General features: G+C 57.2%; 15 protein-coding genes and 1 riboswitch. Of the genes, 4 read left to right on the top strand and 11 right to left on the bottom strand.

The window, feature by feature from the left end; genetic code table 11:
• Nucleotides 1–131: 131 nt before the first annotated feature.
• Together Q0915_RS05150 and Q0915_RS05145 are read right to left on the bottom strand one after the other, a co-directional pair.
• A complete protein-coding gene (locus tag Q0915_RS05150; RefSeq protein WP_299474202.1) occupies nucleotides 132–1,181 on the bottom strand; it encodes a glycosyltransferase family 1 protein in 1,050 nt (349 codons plus the stop codon).
• A complete protein-coding gene (locus tag Q0915_RS05145) occupies nucleotides 1,178–1,981 on the bottom strand; it encodes a UDP-2,3-diacylglucosamine diphosphatase (RefSeq protein ID WP_299474199.1) in 804 nt (267 codons plus the stop codon). The genes Q0915_RS05150 and Q0915_RS05145 overlap by 4 nt, the downstream gene beginning before the upstream one ends.
• 167 nt (nucleotides 1,982–2,148) lie before the next feature.
• Between Q0915_RS05145 and Q0915_RS05140 the strand changes: the two genes are divergently transcribed.
• Nucleotides 2,149–2,928: an SDR family oxidoreductase gene (locus Q0915_RS05140; RefSeq protein ID WP_299474196.1), complete on the top strand. Its 780-nt coding sequence runs from the start codon at nucleotides 2,149–2,151 to the stop codon at nucleotides 2,926–2,928.
• 60 nt (nucleotides 2,929–2,988) lie between these two features.
• Here the strand turns inward: Q0915_RS05140 and Q0915_RS05135 are convergent, their stop codons facing one another.
• From Q0915_RS05135 to Q0915_RS05120, 4 genes are all read right to left on the bottom strand, one after another.
• Nucleotides 2,989–4,320 (bottom strand): outer membrane protein transport protein, encoded by a 1,332-nt coding sequence (locus Q0915_RS05135; RefSeq protein ID WP_299474193.1) that lies wholly within the window; start codon nucleotides 4,318–4,320, stop codon nucleotides 2,989–2,991.
• Nucleotides 4,321–4,816: 496 nt separating this feature from the next.
• Nucleotides 4,817–5,929, bottom strand: coding sequence for a TRAP transporter substrate-binding protein (locus Q0915_RS05130; RefSeq protein ID WP_299474190.1), 1,113 nt, complete (start codon nucleotides 5,927–5,929; stop codon nucleotides 4,817–4,819).
• Nucleotide 5,930: 1 nt separating this feature from the next.
• A complete protein-coding gene (thiD, locus tag Q0915_RS05125) occupies nucleotides 5,931–6,737 on the bottom strand; it encodes a bifunctional hydroxymethylpyrimidine kinase/phosphomethylpyrimidine kinase (RefSeq protein ID WP_299474187.1) in 807 nt (268 codons plus the stop codon).
• A gap of 41 nt (nucleotides 6,738–6,778) precedes the next feature.
• Nucleotides 6,779–7,552, bottom strand: a complete 774-nt coding sequence (locus Q0915_RS05120) for a hydroxyethylthiazole kinase (protein WP_299474184.1) — start codon at nucleotides 7,550–7,552, stop codon at nucleotides 6,779–6,781.
• Between the two features lie 67 nt (nucleotides 7,553–7,619).
• Nucleotides 7,620–7,730, bottom strand: a riboswitch (TPP riboswitch).
• Nucleotides 7,731–7,861: 131 nt separating this feature from the next.
• Between Q0915_RS05120 and Q0915_RS05115 the strand changes: the two genes are divergently transcribed.
• Complete coding sequence (locus Q0915_RS05115) at nucleotides 7,862–8,098, top strand: Lrp/AsnC ligand binding domain-containing protein (RefSeq protein ID WP_299474182.1); 237 nt, start codon at nucleotides 7,862–7,864, stop codon at nucleotides 8,096–8,098.
• Nucleotides 8,099–8,133: 35 nt separating this feature from the next.
• Nucleotides 8,134–8,547, top strand: coding sequence for a hypothetical protein (locus Q0915_RS05110; protein WP_299474179.1), 414 nt, complete (start codon nucleotides 8,134–8,136; stop codon nucleotides 8,545–8,547).
• Nucleotides 8,548–8,678: 131 nt separating this feature from the next.
• Here Q0915_RS05110 and Q0915_RS05105 read toward each other — a convergent pair whose 3' ends face one another.
• From Q0915_RS05105 to Q0915_RS05095, 3 genes are all read right to left on the bottom strand, one after another.
• On the bottom strand, nucleotides 8,679–9,680 hold the full coding sequence (locus Q0915_RS05105; protein WP_299474176.1) for a DMT family transporter: 1,002 nt from the start codon (nucleotides 9,678–9,680) through the stop codon (nucleotides 8,679–8,681).
• Nucleotides 9,681–9,894: 214 nt separating this feature from the next.
• Nucleotides 9,895–11,154, bottom strand: coding sequence for a peptide antibiotic transporter SbmA (gene sbmA, locus Q0915_RS05100; RefSeq protein WP_299474173.1), 1,260 nt, complete (start codon nucleotides 11,152–11,154; stop codon nucleotides 9,895–9,897).
• A gap of 271 nt (nucleotides 11,155–11,425) precedes the next feature.
• A complete protein-coding gene (locus Q0915_RS05095) occupies nucleotides 11,426–13,723 on the bottom strand; it encodes a xanthine dehydrogenase family protein molybdopterin-binding subunit (RefSeq protein WP_299474170.1) in 2,298 nt (765 codons plus the stop codon).
• 373 nt (nucleotides 13,724–14,096) lie between these two features.
• Here Q0915_RS05095 and Q0915_RS05090 point away from each other — a divergent pair, with 373 nt between their 5' ends.
• Nucleotides 14,097–15,038: a DMT family transporter gene (locus Q0915_RS05090; RefSeq protein WP_299474167.1), complete on the top strand. Its 942-nt coding sequence runs from the start codon at nucleotides 14,097–14,099 to the stop codon at nucleotides 15,036–15,038.
• A 135-nt stretch (nucleotides 15,039–15,173) separates the two neighbouring features.
• On the opposite strand, the gene Q0915_RS05085 is transcribed toward Q0915_RS05090, so the two are convergent.
• Nucleotides 15,174–16,835 carry a long-chain fatty acid--CoA ligase gene (locus Q0915_RS05085; RefSeq protein WP_299474164.1) on the bottom strand — a complete coding sequence of 554 codons (1,662 nt, stop codon included), beginning with the start codon at nucleotides 16,833–16,835 and terminating at the stop codon, nucleotides 15,174–15,176.
• A 300-nt stretch (nucleotides 16,836–17,135) separates the two neighbouring features.
• A complete protein-coding gene (locus Q0915_RS05080; RefSeq protein WP_299474161.1) occupies nucleotides 17,136–18,293 on the bottom strand; it encodes an AAA family ATPase in 1,158 nt (385 codons plus the stop codon).
• Nucleotides 18,294–18,316: the final 23 nt, after the last annotated feature.

The following is an 18,316-nucleotide window of genomic DNA, read 5'->3' as shown; positions in this document are numbered from 1 at the left end:
GCACCCTGAAACAAGAAATTCAGCTTTGGTGATGACTTATCAGGAATCGCGGTCAACTCAACATACAGAACACGTTTTTGAGTCATCAAGGCCTGGTGGCTGGTTCACATCAATGCACAAGGGATGCGTACTTACTCGGCAGCCTTTGTCTCATTCACAAGCCCGTTGTGAATGTCCCGCGCTGCGATGCAGTTCTCCAGGAATTGCTGCGCGCTGGCTGCCCATGTGTAATTCATCGCGATTTTCCGGCAATGGTCCCGGGGAATATCAAGGGCCGCCACCGCAGCTTCCTGCAGGTTTTCAGAAAGAACGCCCGCACCGGTATCCCCGATCACGTCGACTGGTCCCATAACCGGAAAGGCAGCCACAGGCACACCGCAAGCCAAGGCCTCCAGCATCACGTTACCAAACGTATCTGTCAGCGACGGGAAGACGAAAACGTCACCATCGGAATAATGCCGCGCCAGGTCCTCACCGACCTTTGCTCCGGTAAAGAGCGTATCAGGATACTCCCGCCGCAGCGCCTCCAGCTGCGGACCGCCGCCGACGACAACTTTCGAGCCGGGCAGTTTTAGATCCAGAAAAGCCTTGATGTTTTTTTCAACGGCGACACGACCGACATACATGAAAACCGGTCTTGGCAGGTCGCCCGGCAATACAGTCCCTTCATAGGGTTTGAACAGGTCTTCATCGACGCCGCGAGACCAGCGCATCAGGTTCTTGAACCCGCGTGCGCGCAGGTCGTTTTCAAGCGACCGCGTTGCCACCATGCAACCGCAGCCGGCATTGTGGAAACTGCGAAGCCAGCTGTAGGACCAGGAAAGCGGCACCGGCAGACGCGCCGACAGATATTCGGGAAACCGCGTGTGATAGCTCGTCGTAAAAGGCTGCCCGGTTTTCTTTGCGACGCTTGCCGCAAGAAATCCCAAAGGGCCTTCCGTGGCAATGTGAAGGTGTTCGCAATCGAATTCCTTCATCATGCGGCGCACGATACCGCGATGCGTCAAGGACAGGCGGATCTCCGGATAAGTCGGGCAAGGCAGCGTCAGGAATGCCAGGGGCGTCAGAAACTCCACCCGGGCACCGATCGCAACGAGCTCTTCAGCCGTTCGTTCAATCGACCTGACAACACCATTGATTTGCGGACGCCAGGCATCCGTCACAATCAGGATGGAACTCATGCGGCAACCTGATCTTCCTTGGATTTCGCCGGCACGGCTTCGGATTGAGTTTGATCCACCCATCGGATCACCTCAAACGTGCCGTCGTGATGCTCAGCGACGGCTGTGCAGCTTTCCACCCAGTCACCCGTATTGATGTAGTGGATACCGTTCATGTCCCGATTGGCGGCGTGATGGATGTGACCGCAGATCACGCCGTCCGCACTCTGCCTGCGCGCTTCGTCCGACAGTGCTTCTTCGAACCTGCCTATGAAACTCACGGCATTCTTGACCCTGAGCTTGGCCCATGCCGACAGTGACCAGTATGTCAGACCAAGGCTACGGCGAAAGAAATTGACCCAGGTGTTTATTCCAAGGGCTGTCACATAGGCTTTATCTCCGAAGAATGCGAGCCATTTGGCGTGACGCATCACGACGTCGAACTGATCGCCGTGTATGACAAGATAGCGTTTTCCGTTCGCTGCTTCGTGCACGATGCTGTCGGCCACTTCCACACCGCCGAAATGCGTGCCCAGGAAGTTCCGCAGGAATTCGTCGTGGTTTCCCGGAATATAAAAGATGCGCGCGCCCTTGCGGCCTTTGCGAAGGACTTTCTGTACCACGTCATTATGAAGCTGCGGCCAGTACCAGGACCGTTTTAAGCGCCAGCCATCGACAATATCACCGACCAGATAGATGGTTTCAGCATCATTTTCCTTTAAAAAATCCAACAGAAGCTCGGCCTGGCACCCGCGTGTGCCCAGGTGAACATCTGAGATAAACAAGGTCCGGTAATGACGCGATGCCTCTCCGGTAGACATGGCATTTCTCCATATTCCCAATAGCTGCGCTATAGACGCGATTCAAGTTTCATTATTATGACAACTGTGGTGACTTCATAGGGAGCTTACGATTTCCACTTCTATCCTTAACAACAACCCGCCAGCGCGCTTTCACCTTTCCTGCGCGGCATACGAGGAGACACTCCATGGATTTGGGTCTTAAAGGGAAAAAAGCAATTGTTTGCGCCTCCAGTCGAGGATTGGGGCGGGGCTGTGCAGAGGCTTTGGCTGAAGCAGGCTGCGATATTGTGCTAAACGGCCGGAATGAAACAGCGCTTGCGGAAACCCGTTCCGCTCTTCAGGAACGCTATGGCGTTTCGGTGTTGAGCGTTGCCGCGGACGTGTCGTCGCAGGAGGGACAGAGTGCTTTGCTCGACGCCTGCCCCGACCCGGATATTCTCATCAACAACAACGGCGGTCCACCGAGGCGGGATTATACGGAACTTGACCGCAACGCACTTCTGGAAGGCGCAATTCAGAATTTCGTCACACCGATCGAACTGATCAAGGCGGTTGCCCCTGCCATGCAGCAGCGCGGCTTCGGCCGGATCGTCAACATCACGTCGATCTCAGTGAAAATGCCGATCGAAGGCCTCGACCTGTCGAGCGGCGCCCGGGCCGGTCTGACCGCATTTCTTGCCGGTGTCTGCAGGCAGCTTGCGCCTTCCGGCGTCACCATCAACAACCTCCTGCCCGGCAAGATGGATACGGACCGGCTGAAAGGTGGCTTTGAACGGGCCGCGCAGCAGTCGGGGACAAGCCTGGAGGAGATCAGGGCGCAGCAGGCAGCGGAGATCCCGGCAAGACGCTTCGGAAACGCCGAAGAGTTCGGCCAGGCCTGCGCATTCCTGTGCTCCCGGCACGCCGGTTACATCACAGGCCAGAACCTGCTTATGGATGGCGGTCTGTATCCGGCGGCGTTCTAGGCCTGAAACGAACAAGGCCGGGACATTGTCCCGGCCTTTTTTATTTGCATTGTCAAGAAGTTAGAACTTGTAGCGCAGCGACGCGGAGATGATGTTCACCTGGCTTTCAACGTCAGCTGTGTATGTCCCGATGTTGGCATTGTAGTCCTGATGACCCGGACCAATGTTTATCTGCGTGTCTGCCGGGATCAGGTGTGAATAGCCGACGTCGAACGCAAGATGTTCGCTGGGTTTCCAGGTCGCACCGGCTGAGAGCCACAAGCGGTCATTGTCGGGGAGCCGCGTTGAGCGGATATCTTCATCGATCGGTGACAGTTCGTAAGCGACACCGGCACGGAGTGTCACCTGGTCGTTGAAGTCGTACTCGCCGCCGACAGCAAAGAACCATCCATCATCATAGTTGAAGGCGAGGTCCGGCAAACCGGTCGGATTTGTTGTTGTTCCGTCTGTTGCCGACAGATGCACCGTGCCCAGCCTGCTCCAGTTTGTCCATTCAACGGTACCAAGCACCGTGAATTTGTCGGTGATCCTCTGTTTGGCAGAGAGCGTCACCATTTCTGGCAAGATCACATTCGCTTCAATCCCCGTGCGGCTGGAACTTACACCGACCGCGGGCACAGATGCCGGATTGATGAAGTGACCTTCGAGGTTGTGAAAAACAGCGGACCGGAAACCGACACCAATTTCCGTGCCTTCCATTGGCTTGATTGTAATGCCGGCCGTTGCACCGAAGCCGAGGCTTCCCCCTTTGACTTCAGTTGAGGGCACTGAAGAGGTAAGTGACGCTGCAAGGGGATATGCCGATTTCAGCCGGATTTGCAGGTATTCTACCTGCAGCCCCGCCGCAACCGAGACCATGTCGTTGACTTTGTAGGCAACGGTCGGATTGACGTTGACGGAAAACACTTCGGAAGAACGCGAGTAATACTGCCCTGCCCAGCTTTGCTCCGGCTTTGTTGCCAAACCGAAGGGTGTGTTGATTGCAAGACCGAAATACCATTTGTCGGTCAATCCATAGCTCGTATAGGTAGAAGGTATCCAGGCGTTAGACGCGATATCGCCACTGGGCGCTGTGCTCGCGCCGAACCCGCCCGTAAGCGTGTTTACAGTGCCCTGCGGGGTAAATGCTCCATTAAGGTCTGACTGAGGTGCGATGAAGGAACTGTGCGACTCAAAGGTCAGTCCCTTTCCAGCAGCCGTGATTGTTGCCGGGTTCCAGAACATCGACGAGATTGTATTCCCGCTGGTGCCGTTTCCGGCGAATGATGTTCCCTGGTAATAGGCACTTTGCTCTCTCAGCGCAAAGCCGCCGGCATGTGCGGCTCCGGCAACCATCGAAAGTGCCAGCGCAGTGGAAGTGAACAGAATCGTCTTTTTATTTGCCCACATCATGGTGTTTTCTCCCATCCCCCTCCCGACGGAGGAAATCTGATTTCGATTGATAGGATTTTCCAACACCGGGATCTGTTGCAAGCAAAGAAATCACGGACCCCTGCAGCGAATACTTCATGCTGCAACGCAATATATCGCACTATTCAGACATCAGCGCTGGATGAAAGCCTCGAAACACGAGAAAAAGGTCTTGTTCTCAGGAGCTTTGTCACGGTACCGACACATCGCCGCAAAAATGCATAAAAAATAGGCATAATCTCATCAGGTTTCCTTTAACGTAATATTGTCGGTGATCGTTGCTGCATTGCCACACTTTCCGAAGCGGCATGTGCATGGAATGGGCGCCCGCACGCTCGGACCGCCCTTGTCAATTCCGTCAATGTGTTGTGAAACTCGTCGAAGACCTGGCCGATTCAGAAGCGTTTTTGAACAGATTCGAAGCCGTGATGCGGATTGGTGCACCGGGCTCCACAAGCCCGGTGCAGCAAAGTTTGATCTAGGCGTTGGTGTCGCGCGCACTCAGAAATCGGCGCATGGCAACATCGCTCCAGGGGGCCAGACGGGCACGGGCGGCGCGATGGCTGTCATAGATGCGTTGGCCGATTTCGTCTTTGTCCGCGAACTCGGAAAGCACGGTTGCGGCCGTCGTCCGCAGGACTTCAAGCACATCGTCCGGATACGCTTTGACTGTCACGCCGTCTTCTTCCTGAAGCAGCTTCAGACTACCGGCATTCTCCCAATCGCTCTCCGCAAGTGCTCGCCCGTTTTCAGCGCGGCAGGCTTCCAGGACAATGGCACGCAGCTCGTCCGGAAGACCTTCTAGTGCGACCTGGTTGAAGAGGGCTTCTCCGGTGCCATTGGGTTCATGAAAACCTGGCGAATAATAGTTCTTGGCAACCTTGTGAAAGCCCATTGCACGGTCGGACCAGGGTCCGAGGAACTCGGTGGCATCGAGCACGCCGGACTGCAGCGCCTGAAACAGCTCTGCCGGCGGCAGTCCGACGGGCGTTGCGCCGAGCCTGCGCATCACTTCGCCGCCAAGCCCCGGCATCCGGATTTTCAACCCGCTGAGATCATCCACGCTGTTGATGTCTTTCTTGAACCATCCGCCCATCTGGACACCGGTGTTTCCAGCCATGACCGGTTTCACGCCGAAGGGTGCGTAAAGCTCGTCCCAGAGCGCCTGCCCGCCGCCCCGTTCGATCCAGGTGATGTGTTCATGCGGCAAGAGCCCGAACGGAATAGCGGTGAAGAAGACCGATGCGGGTATCTTGCCCTGCCAGAAGAACGACGCCGTGTGGGCCATCTGCGCGGTACCCGCGGAAACAGCGTCGAAAACGCCGAGTGCCGGTACCAGTTCACCGGCCGCATAGAGGCGAATACGGAAGAGGCCGCCGGACATCCTGGCAACCTGATCGACAATTCTTTGGGCGGTCACACCGGGTCCGGGCAGGTTCTTCGGCCAGGACGTCACCATCTTCCATTCAATCGTGGCTTTGTCCTGGGCGAGCGCGGGTGCGGCAAGTGCCGCTCCGCCAGCGACAGCCGAACCACCCAGTAACGCCCTCCGGCTCATGTCGCTGTCACGCTTTGCGCGGGTTTCAGACATATCAACAGCTCCAGATTTTGTAGAAATGATGGACGGGACCGTGGCCAGACCCGATCTCTATTTCATCGGCGGCAGCAATCGCCCCATGGACATATTGCTTGGCCCGCGAAATCGCGGCCTCAAGGCCCTCTCCCTTGGCAAGACCTGCCGCGATGGCTGAGGACAGCGTGCAGCCGGTTCCGTGTGTGTTTTCCGTTGCAATGCGCCGCTCTCGAAGCCACGTCGCACTGCCCGCGGCGTCGAGGAAGAGATCCGAACTGTCCGCGCCCTCGCCGTGCCCGCCTTTCAGCAAAACCGAACGTGCGCCGAGGCGCAGAAGCTGTTCGGCCTGCGACTGCATCGCGCTTTCGCTAGCCGCGACTTCTGTTTCAAGAATGCGGGCGGCTTCATGAAGATTGGGCGTGATCACATCCGACAGGGGCAGGAGCTCGCCGATAAGGCTCGCCACCGCACTTTCAGCAAGCAAGGGATCGCCCGAAGCGGCGACCATCACCGGATCAAGCACGACGGGGCCGGTCGAGTGGGCCCTCAGCCCCTCTGCCACGGCTTCGATGATCGGCGAACTTGCGAGCATGCCAATCTTCGTCGCGTTGACCTTGAGGTCGGAATAGACGGCGTCGATCTGCGCGCGCACAAAGTCCGGCGGCACATCGTGAATGGCGGTCACACCGCGCGTGTTCTGAGCTGTCAATGCCGCCAGTACGCTGGCGCCAAAGACCCCGTTGGCCGAAAATGTCTTGAGATCGGCTTGTATTCCGGCACCTCCTCCGGAATCCGATCCTGCTATGGTCACCGCAATCGCGGTCATGGGGTTCTCCTCGTCTTGCAAGAAGGTTCGATCAAAGGCGTTCAGACGGTCTTCAATCGGATTTGGATGTCGCGGTCTGTCATTGTGTAGAGCGCGTCCAGCAACTCCGGAACGAGACTCCCAGGGCCTGCCGCACGCTCGCCGGCAATTTCACCAGCAATGTTGAAGACGGAAAGGCCGGAAGCCGCCGCCAAGGCAATATCGCGCTCCACGCTCGCGAAAGCAGCGAGCACGGCACCACCGGCGCAGCCTGTCGCAGTCACACGCGCCATCAGTGGGTGACCGTTCAACAGCCGGAAATCCTCGCCCGCACTTTCGATCTTGTCTTCTGCACCTGTAACGGCCAGCACCGTACCAGACGCAATCATCGCCTCGGCTTCCGATCGCTCCGGGAACAGAGCTTCATGTTCGCGCTCGTTCAATCGCACCAGATCCGGTTTGGACGCCATAAGGTCCTTTGCGTAGGCACATCGCACAGTCGATCGATCGGCAAACACCGGGTCGATGCTGACAGGACGCCCCGCACTCCTGGCTGCTTCGATTGCGATTGGAATGGCATCACGCCGCGCTGTGTCCAGCGTACCCAGATTGATGAGCAGCGCGTCGGCGCTGGACGCAAATCCGGCAACTTCTACCTTGGAAATCGTCATCGAAGGAACCGCACCGACCGCAAGAAGCACGTTGGCGGTAAAAGTCTGCGCAACTGCATTGGTGATTGCATGCACGCGCGGAGAGCGTTCTCGCACGCGTTGAAGCAACTCGAACACGGTTTCGGCGGTAAGCGGCTGCGTGGACGCGGCAACAGACAGGCTCATGCATCTCCTCCGGCAACGGAATTATTGTTTTCGGAGGGATGAAAGGAAGACGCGTAGCCGAACGCCTTGAAGTTTTCATCTCAAATCCCTCCGCCGGTATCAACCGGATCAGGTTCAAGGAGTTGGCCTTGTGCCTCTCAGCCCGATCAATCGTCGTCGGGCACCCCCATGAGATGCCAGACTGCTAACAAGCCCGCGTGTTGAATGCAAGTCCCTAGCATACCAGTGCCGTTTTTCAGCAATTGACTGTGGCGATGAGATAGGCGATGTCCTTGTCTGTTCTTATGCAAGAAAACTCCGGAGTGACGCATGGTTCCGTTTTTCGTGATGATCAAGTGCCAGCTCGGCAAGACCTATCAGGTTGCCAATGCCATCGCCGATGCGGAAATCGCCTCCGAAGTCTATTCCACCAGCGGAGACTACGACCTCCTCGTGAAGTTCTACGTCGACGACGGCGCAGATATCGGTCATTTCGTGAATGAAAAGGTCCACCCGATCGGCGGTATACAGGACACCAAGACAATTATTACCTTCAAGGCATTTTAAAGCCCGCTGACATTTTACAGTACTGGAGACGACTGATGCGCTCTCTGATTTTAGCCACATTGGCTGCAAGCCTGAGCATATTGCCCCTGCAGAACGATTACCGCGCGCACGCGCAAGCAATGCCACCCGAGCAGATCAAGCAGATCCTCGATCTGACCAAAGCCAACTGGGTGTCGTTTCGCGACTGGGAGGGACAGCAGCTCATCTATTTCACGCATTTGGAAGCCTGGAAATGCGGGATCGACTACGTATTTTACGGGTTGAATGGCGGGCCCCTGGATCAGATGTGGGAATTGGCCGAATGCGATCCCGATAATCCCAATGCGGTTCTGAAGGACAAGCCCTATATTGAACTCCCGACCGGTTCGACCCAATCCATAAGCGTACAGCTGGTCTATCCGGACGGCTCGAAAAGCCCGGTCGAAACATTCGCGTATAAACCCCAGTAATCCGGTTCCTCAGACCGGCGTCATCCCGGTTCACACTCGCTGAAACCGGGAAGACACATGATCGTTAGCTGCGCCGGGGAAACGCCCATTTCCCGTCGATCCAGGCTGCGTGAAAAGCAGCCTGGATCGTCTCACGACTGTGACGGGGTCGAAGCCCGTCGCGCCTTGGTCCGATCGAGCCCGAGCTTATGCTCGCGGTAGATGACCATTACACCGGCCGCTATGACAATAAGAGCACCGATAATGACTTCAGGGACGGGCGTTTCGGAGAAGACCAGCCAGCCGATAATAATCGCCCACATCATGTTGACGTAGTCGAAAGGGGCGATCGTGGACGCGTCGGCATAACGATAGCTTTGCGTCAGCAGGATTTGCCCCACGCCGCCTGCGAGCCCGATCAGGACCAGCAAGCCCATGGTTGGCAAGTCCGGAACGATCCAGCCTTGCTCCGGCAGAAGATATCCAAGCGGCAACGTCAGCAGCGAGAGAACTGTTGCCGAAGCTGCGAACCATGTGACGATGGTCGAGGTGCGTTCAGTCTCACACAGTTTGCGCACAGTGATCATGGCAAGCGCCGCAAACAACGCGGCGGTCAAGCCCAGGAACACTCCGAGCGTGGATGCGCGGTCGAATTCGTCTTCGCCGAGATGCGGGGAAAGGACGATCAGGATCCCCAGAAAACCCACCGCGACGGCGCTCCAGCGATAGAGCCGGACAATTTCGCCGAGCAGAAAATAGGCCAGAACGACCACGAACAGAGGTGTCGCAAAGCCGATCGCGGTCGCATCGGGTAGCGGCAACAGATAAAGCGCTGTGAAAGAGCAGACCATTGCGGTCAAGCCGACCGCTGCCCTGGTCAGATGGCCTTTGGGGTTTCTGGTCTGGAAAGCAAGACCCAGCTCTCGTCTCAGGGTGACCATAAGAAGGACGGGAAACAGACCGAAGAAGTTCCGCGCAAATACCAGCTGACCGATGGGGACGTCTTCGGCGGCAATTTTCAGACAGGTGGCCATAACAAAGAACGCCAGAGCGGAACTGACTTTCAGCGAAATTCCAAGCAGAGGCGCGTGCCGCGTCATGCCGGTCGGGGCCGGCGGGCCCGCGATTCGGGCAGTCAGGCTCTTTAAGGCCATGTCGTGATCCGGGACCGGTGCAAAACATGTCGCTCTCCCATGACGCGCCGGGCCGAAAGATCGAGAAGAGCCGCAATGCCAGCCCGCAGCCGGGCTTGTCGGTTGCACTGTGAGGTTTCCCGGACGAGCGGAAAAAATGGGCGGATTGATATTGCGATTGGAGCACACAGTATTCCGCGAAGCCGAAACTATTGCAATCCTGATCCGCGAATGCCTACTCGCCGGCCGCCGGTTCCGGCTCCAATTCGCCGCGCAGTAACATGGCTTCCCGCTCGGCAATCGCCTGTTCGAACCCTTTCAGACGCTTGTAGATGGAAAGCAGTTCAACGATTGTCGGCCAAGAGTTGACCAGGAACTGGAACGAATTCGATACCTGAGAGAACGCCGTCAGGATCTGCTGAACGATACCCCATGTCACCTTTTTCGCGACATAGGTCGGGATCAGGATGAAATAAGCGAACACGTTGTCCGCCTGCAGATAGAAGCCCCTGAACAGGTTGAAATACATGTAGTTGAAATACAGCCTGAAATAGTTCTTTCTGACAAACCCGAACAGCTCGGTCACCTTGGCGGGTTCTGCACGGTGTTCGTGATCCTCGCCATAGACGAGCTCTTTACGATAAGCCGCCTCGACGCGCTGGTTGTGGAACTCAAGCCCGGGCAATTTGATCCCGACTGCGGCCAGCACCACGGTTCCCATGATCGACCAGAAAATTGCCGCCGTGACCAGTGGAGCCGGTATCGCGCCCACGACCGGCAACTCCGAGACATGTACCGAGAGGGCCAGCAGTATCGGCAGGAAGGCGATCAGTGTCATCAGGGAGTCGATCAGGGCAACGCCCAGGCCTTCCATGATGGCGGCAAACCGCATTGTATCTTCCTGGATACGCTGCGAGGCGCCCTCGATATGGCGGACGTTGTTCCATTTGGCGATATAGTAGTCGTTCATTGCGGTGCGCCAGCGGAAAATGTAGTGGCTGACAAAAAAGCGTTTCAGAATATAGAGGATCACCCAGACCGACGTGATCTTGAAGAAAATGAACAACAGCGCGTAGAACTCGTCGGCGGTAACAACGCGGGCGCTCTCATCCAAGGCGGTTTGAACGGTATCGAAGAAGGGCCTGCGCCAATTGTTGATCGCAACGGCCACCTGAACGTCGTAATACGTCATGAAAATGATCAGTGACGACCCCCAGATCGACCAGACCTGCCAGGTATGCGCCTTCGAATACCACCACCAGAAAACGCCGAATGCCGCTGTAAAAATGGCGTAATAGACGTAGAACCACATGAATTCCGGTGTCGTGAAGTGGCCGAGCCCGATGACCGGCGGTTCTCCTGCCGGGGTCGCCCCAAATCCCAATGGACCGCTCAGGTCGGCTGCAAAACCGTACCAGACGATGACAGCAACAGTGGTCCACGCGATGGCTGAGAGAAAGAAAAGCTTCGGATTGGGAAAAAAGGACTGGAACAAGGATCGGAACCTGCTGTCTGGTTTGCGTCAATCGAACGAACAGTTCGTCATACGCCAATTTGCGGCAAGAAGATGCCGATTAAAACGATAATTTCAAACAAACCACAGACACGAAATTGCGAGCCCCACATTCATCTGAAGTCGCGGGTGCCCAAGTTCGGAGTAATTTGTGCTTTTACAACAAGAGCTTTGAATAAACCTGAGCCATTGTTTTTGGGAGCTTTCGAAAAGGCGCAGTTTCAAGCGCCTTTCCGATTATTCAGAAACAGGATTATTTCGCGGCCTCGATCGCTTCCCAGACCCTGAGTGGTGTTGCCGGCATATCGATCAGCTCCGTCACGCCGGCGCCATCCTTCAGCGCTTTCTGTACGGCATTCATAACAGCGGCGCAGCCGCCGATGGTTCCTGCCTCGCCAGCGCCCTTGATACCCATGGCATTGGTGGTGGAGGGAACATTGCGCGTCTCGAAGTGAATATCGGGCAGGTCGGCCGCCCTGAGCAGACGGTAATCGAGCAGCGACGCAGTCAGAAGCTGTCCGTCCTCGTCATAAACCGTGTGTTCGCAGAGCGCCTGGCTGACGGCATTCGCCGCCCCGCCAATCACCTGCCCCTCCAGGAGGATCGGGTTCACCGTGACGCCGAAATCGTCGACAATCACATAGTTCAGCAGCGCAACATCGCCCGTGTCCGGATCGATCTCCACCTCGCAGATGTGCGTGCCGTTGGGATAGGTTGCTTCGTGTTGTCTGACTTCCTCGCGCGCTGACAGGGTCTCGCCACCAGCGGCAACGATTTCGGCAAGCGTGACTTGCTGATCTGTTCCGACCACGCGCACGACGCCACTGTCGAGTTCAAGATCGTCCATGCCAGCCTCGAGCCTGTCTGCAGCCAGCTCCTTGATCTTCTTGACCAAGGCGTCGCTGGCATCACGCACGGAAGGCAGTCCGAGCGGTATCGATCTGGAGCCCCCTGTTCCGCCCCCGTTTGCAACGCGATCGGTGTCGCCCTGGATCACTTCAACTTCATCGATCGTCACACCGAACTTTTCCGCAACGACCTGACTGTATGCCGTCGCGTGGCCCTGGCCATTGGTCTGGGTTCCGATCAACAGCGTGAGGGTTCCGTCCTGTCCCAGTTCGACGGTTGCCTCTTCGCCGCCCGCAAAGGCGCAGGCCTCAATGTAGGAACACAATCCGATGCCGCGATACTTTCCGGCCTTGGCGCTCACGGCCTGCCTTGCCTCAAAGCCCGCCCAATCAGCGACCTGCATCGCCTTGTCCAGGTGCCCGCCGTAGTCGCCGGTGTCATAGAGACGGCCGGTTTGCGTTGTGTAGGGCAATTGTTCCTGTTTGATGAAATTGCGTTTGCGGATTTCGATCGGCCCGAGGCCGGTTTCCTCACCGGCTTTGTCCATCAACCGTTCGATAAGGTAAGCGGCTTCCGGCCGCCCTGCCCCCCGGAAGGCATCCGTCGGCACGTTGTGCATATAAACACCCTCGGTTTTCGCAAAAACCGCCGGTATGTCGTAAAGGCCGGAGGACATGGCAGTCCCCACCCAGGGAATAAACGGGGCGAACTGGCTGAGATATGCTCCCATCGCCGCCTTCACGTGCACTCTCAAGCCCAGTATCCTGCTGTCCTTGTCGAGTGCCAGCTCCGCAGTGCTGAGATTGTCACGACCATGGGCGTCGGTAACGAAATGATCCATGCGCTCGCCGGTCCAGCGCACGGGTTTGCCGAGCCGTTCGGAAGCAATCATCAGCAGCGGATATTCGCGGTAGCAGAACGCCTTGGTGCCAAAGCCACCGCCAACTTCCGGGGTAACAACCTGGATCCGATCCTTTTCCAGGCCGAGCACCTTGCAGATGACGTCACGCATCCCGTGCCCGCCCTGCGTCCCAAGGGTCAGCTTGTAGCGTTCCGTGTCCGAATTGTACTCGGCGACGCAGCCGCGCAGCTCCATGTAATTTGCGACAATCCGATTGTTCACGATTTCGATCGAGACGGTCTTCTCGGCTTCCGCAAACGCAGCCTCCGTTTTGGCTTCACTGCCGTGACCGAAAACAAAGGCAACATTGGTTCCGTGCTCGGGCCAGACCTTCACCGCATCAGGTGCCAATGCATCTTCGATATCGATCACGACGTCGAGCGGCTCGTAGTCCACTTCCAGCATTTCAGCGGCATTGCGTGCGGAGTTAATGTCGTCGGCGACAATGAAGGCAATCGCGTCGCCGACATGGCGCACTTCTTCCGGACACAGGAGCGGTTGCGGCGGCAGCCAATGATCGGTTCCATCGATCTGCTTCAACCTGGCCATGGTCGGCAGCGTGTAACCTTCGACGTCCGCACCCGTCAGGACCAGTTGGACACCGTCCATTGCAAGTACGTCTGGCGCGTTTTCGACACGTATCTTCGCATGGGCCATCGCCGAGCGCACGACAACACCATGCAGGCATCCTTCCGGCTGGTAGTCGCCTGTGTAAATGCCCTGACCCGTAATGAGGGGCTCATCTTCCTTACGGCGCAAAGGCGCGCCGACACCGAATTTCGGAGTGACCATCTGGTTCATAAATCTGGACCTGTGTTTTGGGAGGACTTTCCCTGAAAATCGAAAACCGTAGGCAGCGGTATTGAACTCAATCTATGGCCCGACGACCACTGTGGCCAGTGGGTCTGTTGTCTTTCATGCTTCGGGACCAGAGAGCTTCAGAACAAGATATACCCGTTTCGGCAACGAAGGCAAACATTGCGGCAATGGCTTTTCTTCTGCCCAGAAACCGCTTAGCCTGTCCCGATCATCACCAGCCGAACGACCGAGCGCACAGGCCCAGTGTTGACTGGGTAACGTCTGCGTTCCAGCCTCCGTTCGTACCAGGAAACAACATGAACCGCCGTCTCAAAGAGCAGGCCCGACCAAGGTGCCTGATACAAGAGGTCTTCACGTGCTGAAACGCGTTGAAAACAAGATCTCTGCAATGACGGCCGATCTGCCTTCCAACACGGTTGGTGCGCTGTGGATTTTGCTGGCCGCGTTCGGTTTCACGATCATGGTGACACTGATCAAGTTCGTCGGCAAGGACATCGGCGTCTTTCAGATCCTCGTGGTGCGGCAGGTCGTCATGCTGGTGATCGTTGCACCGACGATCCTCCGCGGTCTGCCAAGCTCCCTCTCGACGCAACGGCCCGGCCTGCAGCTTGCCCGCGTCCTGCTGGCGGCGACCGCCATGCTGTGCGGTTTCACGGCGTTCATCGAGCTGCCGCTCGCCGATGTCACCGCGATCAGTTTTTCGCGTACATTCTTCATCACAATTTTCGCCATCTGGTTCCTGAGCGAAACGGTGGGTGTGCACCGCTGGGGAGCAACCATTGTCGGCTTCCTGGGCGTCCTCCTCATGCTGCAACCCGGTGCTGAGGGGGTCGTGGACCCGTATGCCCTTCTCGCGATAGCCGGTGCGGCATGCGCCGGTATGGTCATGATCGTCGTACGCATTCTGACGCGCACCGACAGCCCGGTGACCATCCTCACTTATCAGGCGCTCGGGGTTGGCCTGATTATGCTGGTTCCCGCGATCATGACCTGGCAGGCCGCCACGCTGCACCAGTGGGGGGTAATGATCCTGATCGGCATCGTCTCCTGGGCAGCCCAGCTCGCCAACATCAAGGGCTTCAAGGCAGGTGAAGCAACGGCGATTGCGTCCCTCGACTATACGAGACTTCTTTACGCGACCATTTTCGGCGCACTTGTCTTCGAGGAGTGGCCGAGTGTCGAAACGCTGGTCGGGGCGGCAATCATCATCGCGGCCTCGATCTACACTGTTCAACGCGAGGCCAAGCGCGGACGGGAGTTGGCGCGCGCGGCAGAAGGACGTGGAGAGTCGCATTAATGGATTGGTACAGTCCTCACACCAGAGTTCGCTTCAATACCGAGCCCTCAGGACTGGTGCAAACCTGATCTGAGGTTCACGACTGCAGCTTCGAAGTCCCGGACCTAGCCCGGGACGCGGCCGCACTCAAGCGCTCTAGGCCTCGACCTGGGCGCGCTTTTGGGCTTCTTCTTCCACCAGTTCCTTCTTGGACAGTTTGCCGACCATCGTTTTTGGCAGTTCGTTTCTGAATTCGAATTCCCGCGGCATTTCGATGGAAGACAGGTGATCCTTCAAAAACGCCTTCATCTCGTCACCGGTCATGGAGTGACCTTCTTTAAGCTTGATGAAGGCCTTGGGTGACTGGCCGCGATACTCATCCGGAATCGCGATAACGATCGTCTCGTCAACGCCCTCGTTCTGATAAATCGCCTCTTCAATGACGCGCGGATAGACATTGTAGCCGGAGCACAGGATCAGGTCCTTGATCCGGTCGACAAGGTAGATGAACCCCTCCTCGTCCCTGTAGCCGACGTCACCGGTGTGCAGGTACCCCTCCGGCGTAATCGCATCGGCGGTGGCGTCGTCGCGCTTCCAGTAGCCTTTCATGATCTGCGGGCCGTGCAGCAGAAGCTCGCCCTTTTCACCCTCGGCGACTTCCGTTTTCCGGTCCTCAATGCTGACAAAACGCGCCTTGGTCCCCGGCACGAGGCGTCCGATCGAACCCGCGCGGCGGTTTTCATCCAGCGGGTTGACCGCGGCAACCGGCGATGATTCCGTCAGACCGTAGCCTTCGACCAGCAAGCATCCGGTCAGTTTCTCGAAACTCTCTTTTACCTCGACCGGTAGCGGTGCCCCTCCGGAAATGCACAGCGAGATACTGGAAAGGTCGTAGTCTGCAGTCAGCGGCGAATTGTTGATCGCGGTGTAGAGTGTCGGGACACCCGGAAACAGAGTGACCTGTTTTCGTTTGACCGCTTCGAGCAAGGCCTTCAACTCAAAGCGAGGCTGCAAAACCATTTCCGCGCCCAAGATGACCGAAAGATTTTGCCCAACGGTCATCGCGAAGACATGAAAGAAGGGCAGCACGCAGAGCATCTTCTCTTCACCGAGACGCGCTTTTTCAAAGACGCAGCGCATCTGCTCGATATTTGCCGAAAGGTTCCTGTGGGTCAGCATTGCGCCCTTGGGAACGCCGGTCGTCCCGCCTGTATACTGCAACACTGCTATATCGTTGACCGGATCGATGTCGGCGGGCTCCGGCGCCGACCCCTTGGTCTGCAACTCGTCGAACCAGACATGCGCCTCATCGCGCGGAATGACCGCCAGCTCCTTGCGCTTGAACAGACTGAACAGGACTTTTTTGATGGTGGGCAGGCAGAATGTCATCGGACACACGATGATCTTGTCGAGAACCTTTTCCTTCCGGACCTCCTCCACCTTGTCGTAGATCATCTTGAGATCCATCGTCACCATGATGCGCACGTCTGCATCCCGTGCCTGGAAGGCAATTTCCCGTTCGACATAAAGCGGATTGAAGTTCGCAACGGTGGCGCCGATCTTCAAAATCGCGAAATAGAAGATCGTGTAAAACGGCGTGTTCGGAAGGCAAAGCCCCACATGAACGCCGGGTCCGACACCCATGGCCTGCAACCCGGCTGCGGTCGAATTCACAAGGGAGCCGAGTTCGCCATAGGTCCACATCTTGCCCATGAAGTCGGCTGCCGGACGGTCGCCGAACTGCGCAATGGTCTTTTCGAGATATTCGTGAACCGGACGGGGCTCGAACGCCGCGTTCCACTCCTCCACTGTCGTCATAACGTTCTCCAACGCGTTATTTTCGCTGCAATGCATGAGCACACGGCCTGCCGTTCCGACCAGATGCCGAACAGCACCAGATCCAACACCTCCTCACCGGTCCCGGGCGCATTGAATGCGTCACCTCTTTGGGTTCCCCTGACATGACGCAACCTTCCGTTCACGTCAACTCGCGACGTAACGACACCTGTTCATTTTTTTGAGCGCGCTTTTTTCAAACAGGTCATTTCAACGCAGAAATTTCATTTTATATTATTTAAAAACAACCTGCTAAAAAGTCTTTTTAAAGTAAATTTTTAATTACCGCTTCGGCCAGGTCCAGCGAGGTAGTTCCTCTGCGTCAACGACGGTCTCGCCGAGTTCCTTGCGCAATTCATAGCGCACACATCCTGAAAGCGTGGCCAGGGTTTCAACCAGTTGCCGCGCATGGGAGACAACGACGACCTGCGTCTTCTCCGCAGCTTTGGCAACAAGACGGCCGAGCGGTTCGAGCAGGTCCGGGTGCAGGCTCGTCTCCGGTTCGTTGAGCACGATCAGGGGCGCAGGACGCGGAGACAGAAGGGCTGCGGTGAGCAGCAGATACCGCAGCGTGCCGTCGGAAAGTTCGCTTGCACGCAAGGGCCTGAGCAGGCCTTTTTGCTGCATGAAAAGCTCGAAGTAACCGTCGTTGACCGCAATGTCGATCGAAGCTCCCGGAAACGCATCATCGATCGCCTCGCCGAGCACGACCTCGTCGCCAATCTCCAAAATGGTCTGAAGAGCAGCGGCCAGATCACCGCCGTCCGCACTCAGAACCGGTGTCCTTGTTCCGATTTTAGGAGCACGCGCCGGTGCATCCCGGTCGGTGCGCAGGTGATCGTAGAACCGCCAGGCGCGCATCCGCTCACGCATGACAAGCAGCTCCAATCCGTCCTTGGGATCCGCGGCATGGGTCATCATGCTGTCGAAGCGCGCAAGATTCTGATAGACGGGGATGCGCTGTCCCTGGCTGTTGAGGACGCGCGCGGTTGGTCCGTTTCGTCCCGCGATCTCGTTTGAGCGCGACAGCGCTTCGCCGGCCCACAAGGCCTCCGCCTTGATCTCCGGATCCATTGAGAACAGTGAACGGCCAGCATCGGCAGGCAGACCAAGATCGATGGCATAGCCGTAGTCTTCATCAGCAAAGCCCAGTTTCAGGCTGACGACAGACTTGCGCACGGTGCCCTGGACGGGCACGTCCCCTTTTTTCATGGCTCGCGAAAAAGCCTCCGGTCCGGCCCACAAGGTGGACTGAAGGCCACCTTCTGCTGCCAGAGAGGCAATCGCCTGCCCTTGCGCAACCTCGGCCAGCAAGCGGATGGAACGGTAGAGGCTGGATTTGCCACTGCCGTTTGGGCCGGTCACCAGCGTGACCCGGTCGAGCGGCAGAACAATATCGCGAAGTGACCGGTAGCCGGAAACGGCAAGAGTGAGGATCATGTGCTTCTGGTGCGCTCTGTGTG

Origin of the sequence: uncultured Roseibium sp. (genome assembly GCF_947494555.1) — a bacterium.
Classification (GTDB): Bacteria; Pseudomonadota; Alphaproteobacteria; order Rhizobiales; family Stappiaceae; genus Roseibium.
This window is presented reverse-complemented; position numbering and strand designations above follow the sequence as displayed.

Excerpts from the sequence above, each read along its gene's own strand:
- Q0915_RS05095 (WP_299474170.1), bottom strand. The coding sequence starts at position 13,723 with ATGAACCAGATGGTCACTCCGAAATTCGGTGTCGGCGCGCCTTTGCGC.
- Q0915_RS05115 (WP_299474182.1), top strand. The coding sequence starts at position 7,862 with ATGGTTCCGTTTTTCGTGATGATCAAGTGCCAGCTCGGCAAGACCTAT.
- Q0915_RS05080 (WP_299474161.1), bottom strand. The coding sequence starts at position 18,293 with ATGATCCTCACTCTTGCCGTTTCCGGCTACCGGTCACTTCGCGATATT.
- Q0915_RS05130 (WP_299474190.1), bottom strand. The coding sequence starts at position 5,929 with ATGTCTGAAACCCGCGCAAAGCGTGACAGCGACATGAGCCGGAGGGCG.
- thiD (WP_299474187.1), bottom strand. The coding sequence starts at position 6,737 with ATGACCGCGATTGCGGTGACCATAGCAGGATCGGATTCCGGAGGAGGT.
- Q0915_RS05110 (WP_299474179.1), top strand. The coding sequence starts at position 8,134 with ATGCGCTCTCTGATTTTAGCCACATTGGCTGCAAGCCTGAGCATATTG.
- Q0915_RS05135 (WP_299474193.1), bottom strand. The coding sequence starts at position 4,320 with ATGATGTGGGCAAATAAAAAGACGATTCTGTTCACTTCCACTGCGCTG.
- Q0915_RS05145 (WP_299474199.1), bottom strand. The coding sequence starts at position 1,981 with ATGTCTACCGGAGAGGCATCGCGTCATTACCGGACCTTGTTTATCTCA.
- Q0915_RS05150 (WP_299474202.1), bottom strand. The coding sequence starts at position 1,181 with ATGAGTTCCATCCTGATTGTGACGGATGCCTGGCGTCCGCAAATCAAT.
- Q0915_RS05105 (WP_299474176.1), bottom strand. The coding sequence starts at position 9,680 with ATGGCCTTAAAGAGCCTGACTGCCCGAATCGCGGGCCCGCCGGCCCCG.
- Q0915_RS05120 (WP_299474184.1), bottom strand. The coding sequence starts at position 7,552 with ATGAGCCTGTCTGTTGCCGCGTCCACGCAGCCGCTTACCGCCGAAACC.
- Q0915_RS05085 (WP_299474164.1), bottom strand. The coding sequence starts at position 16,835 with ATGACGACAGTGGAGGAGTGGAACGCGGCGTTCGAGCCCCGTCCGGTT.
- Q0915_RS05140 (WP_299474196.1), top strand. The coding sequence starts at position 2,149 with ATGGATTTGGGTCTTAAAGGGAAAAAAGCAATTGTTTGCGCCTCCAGT.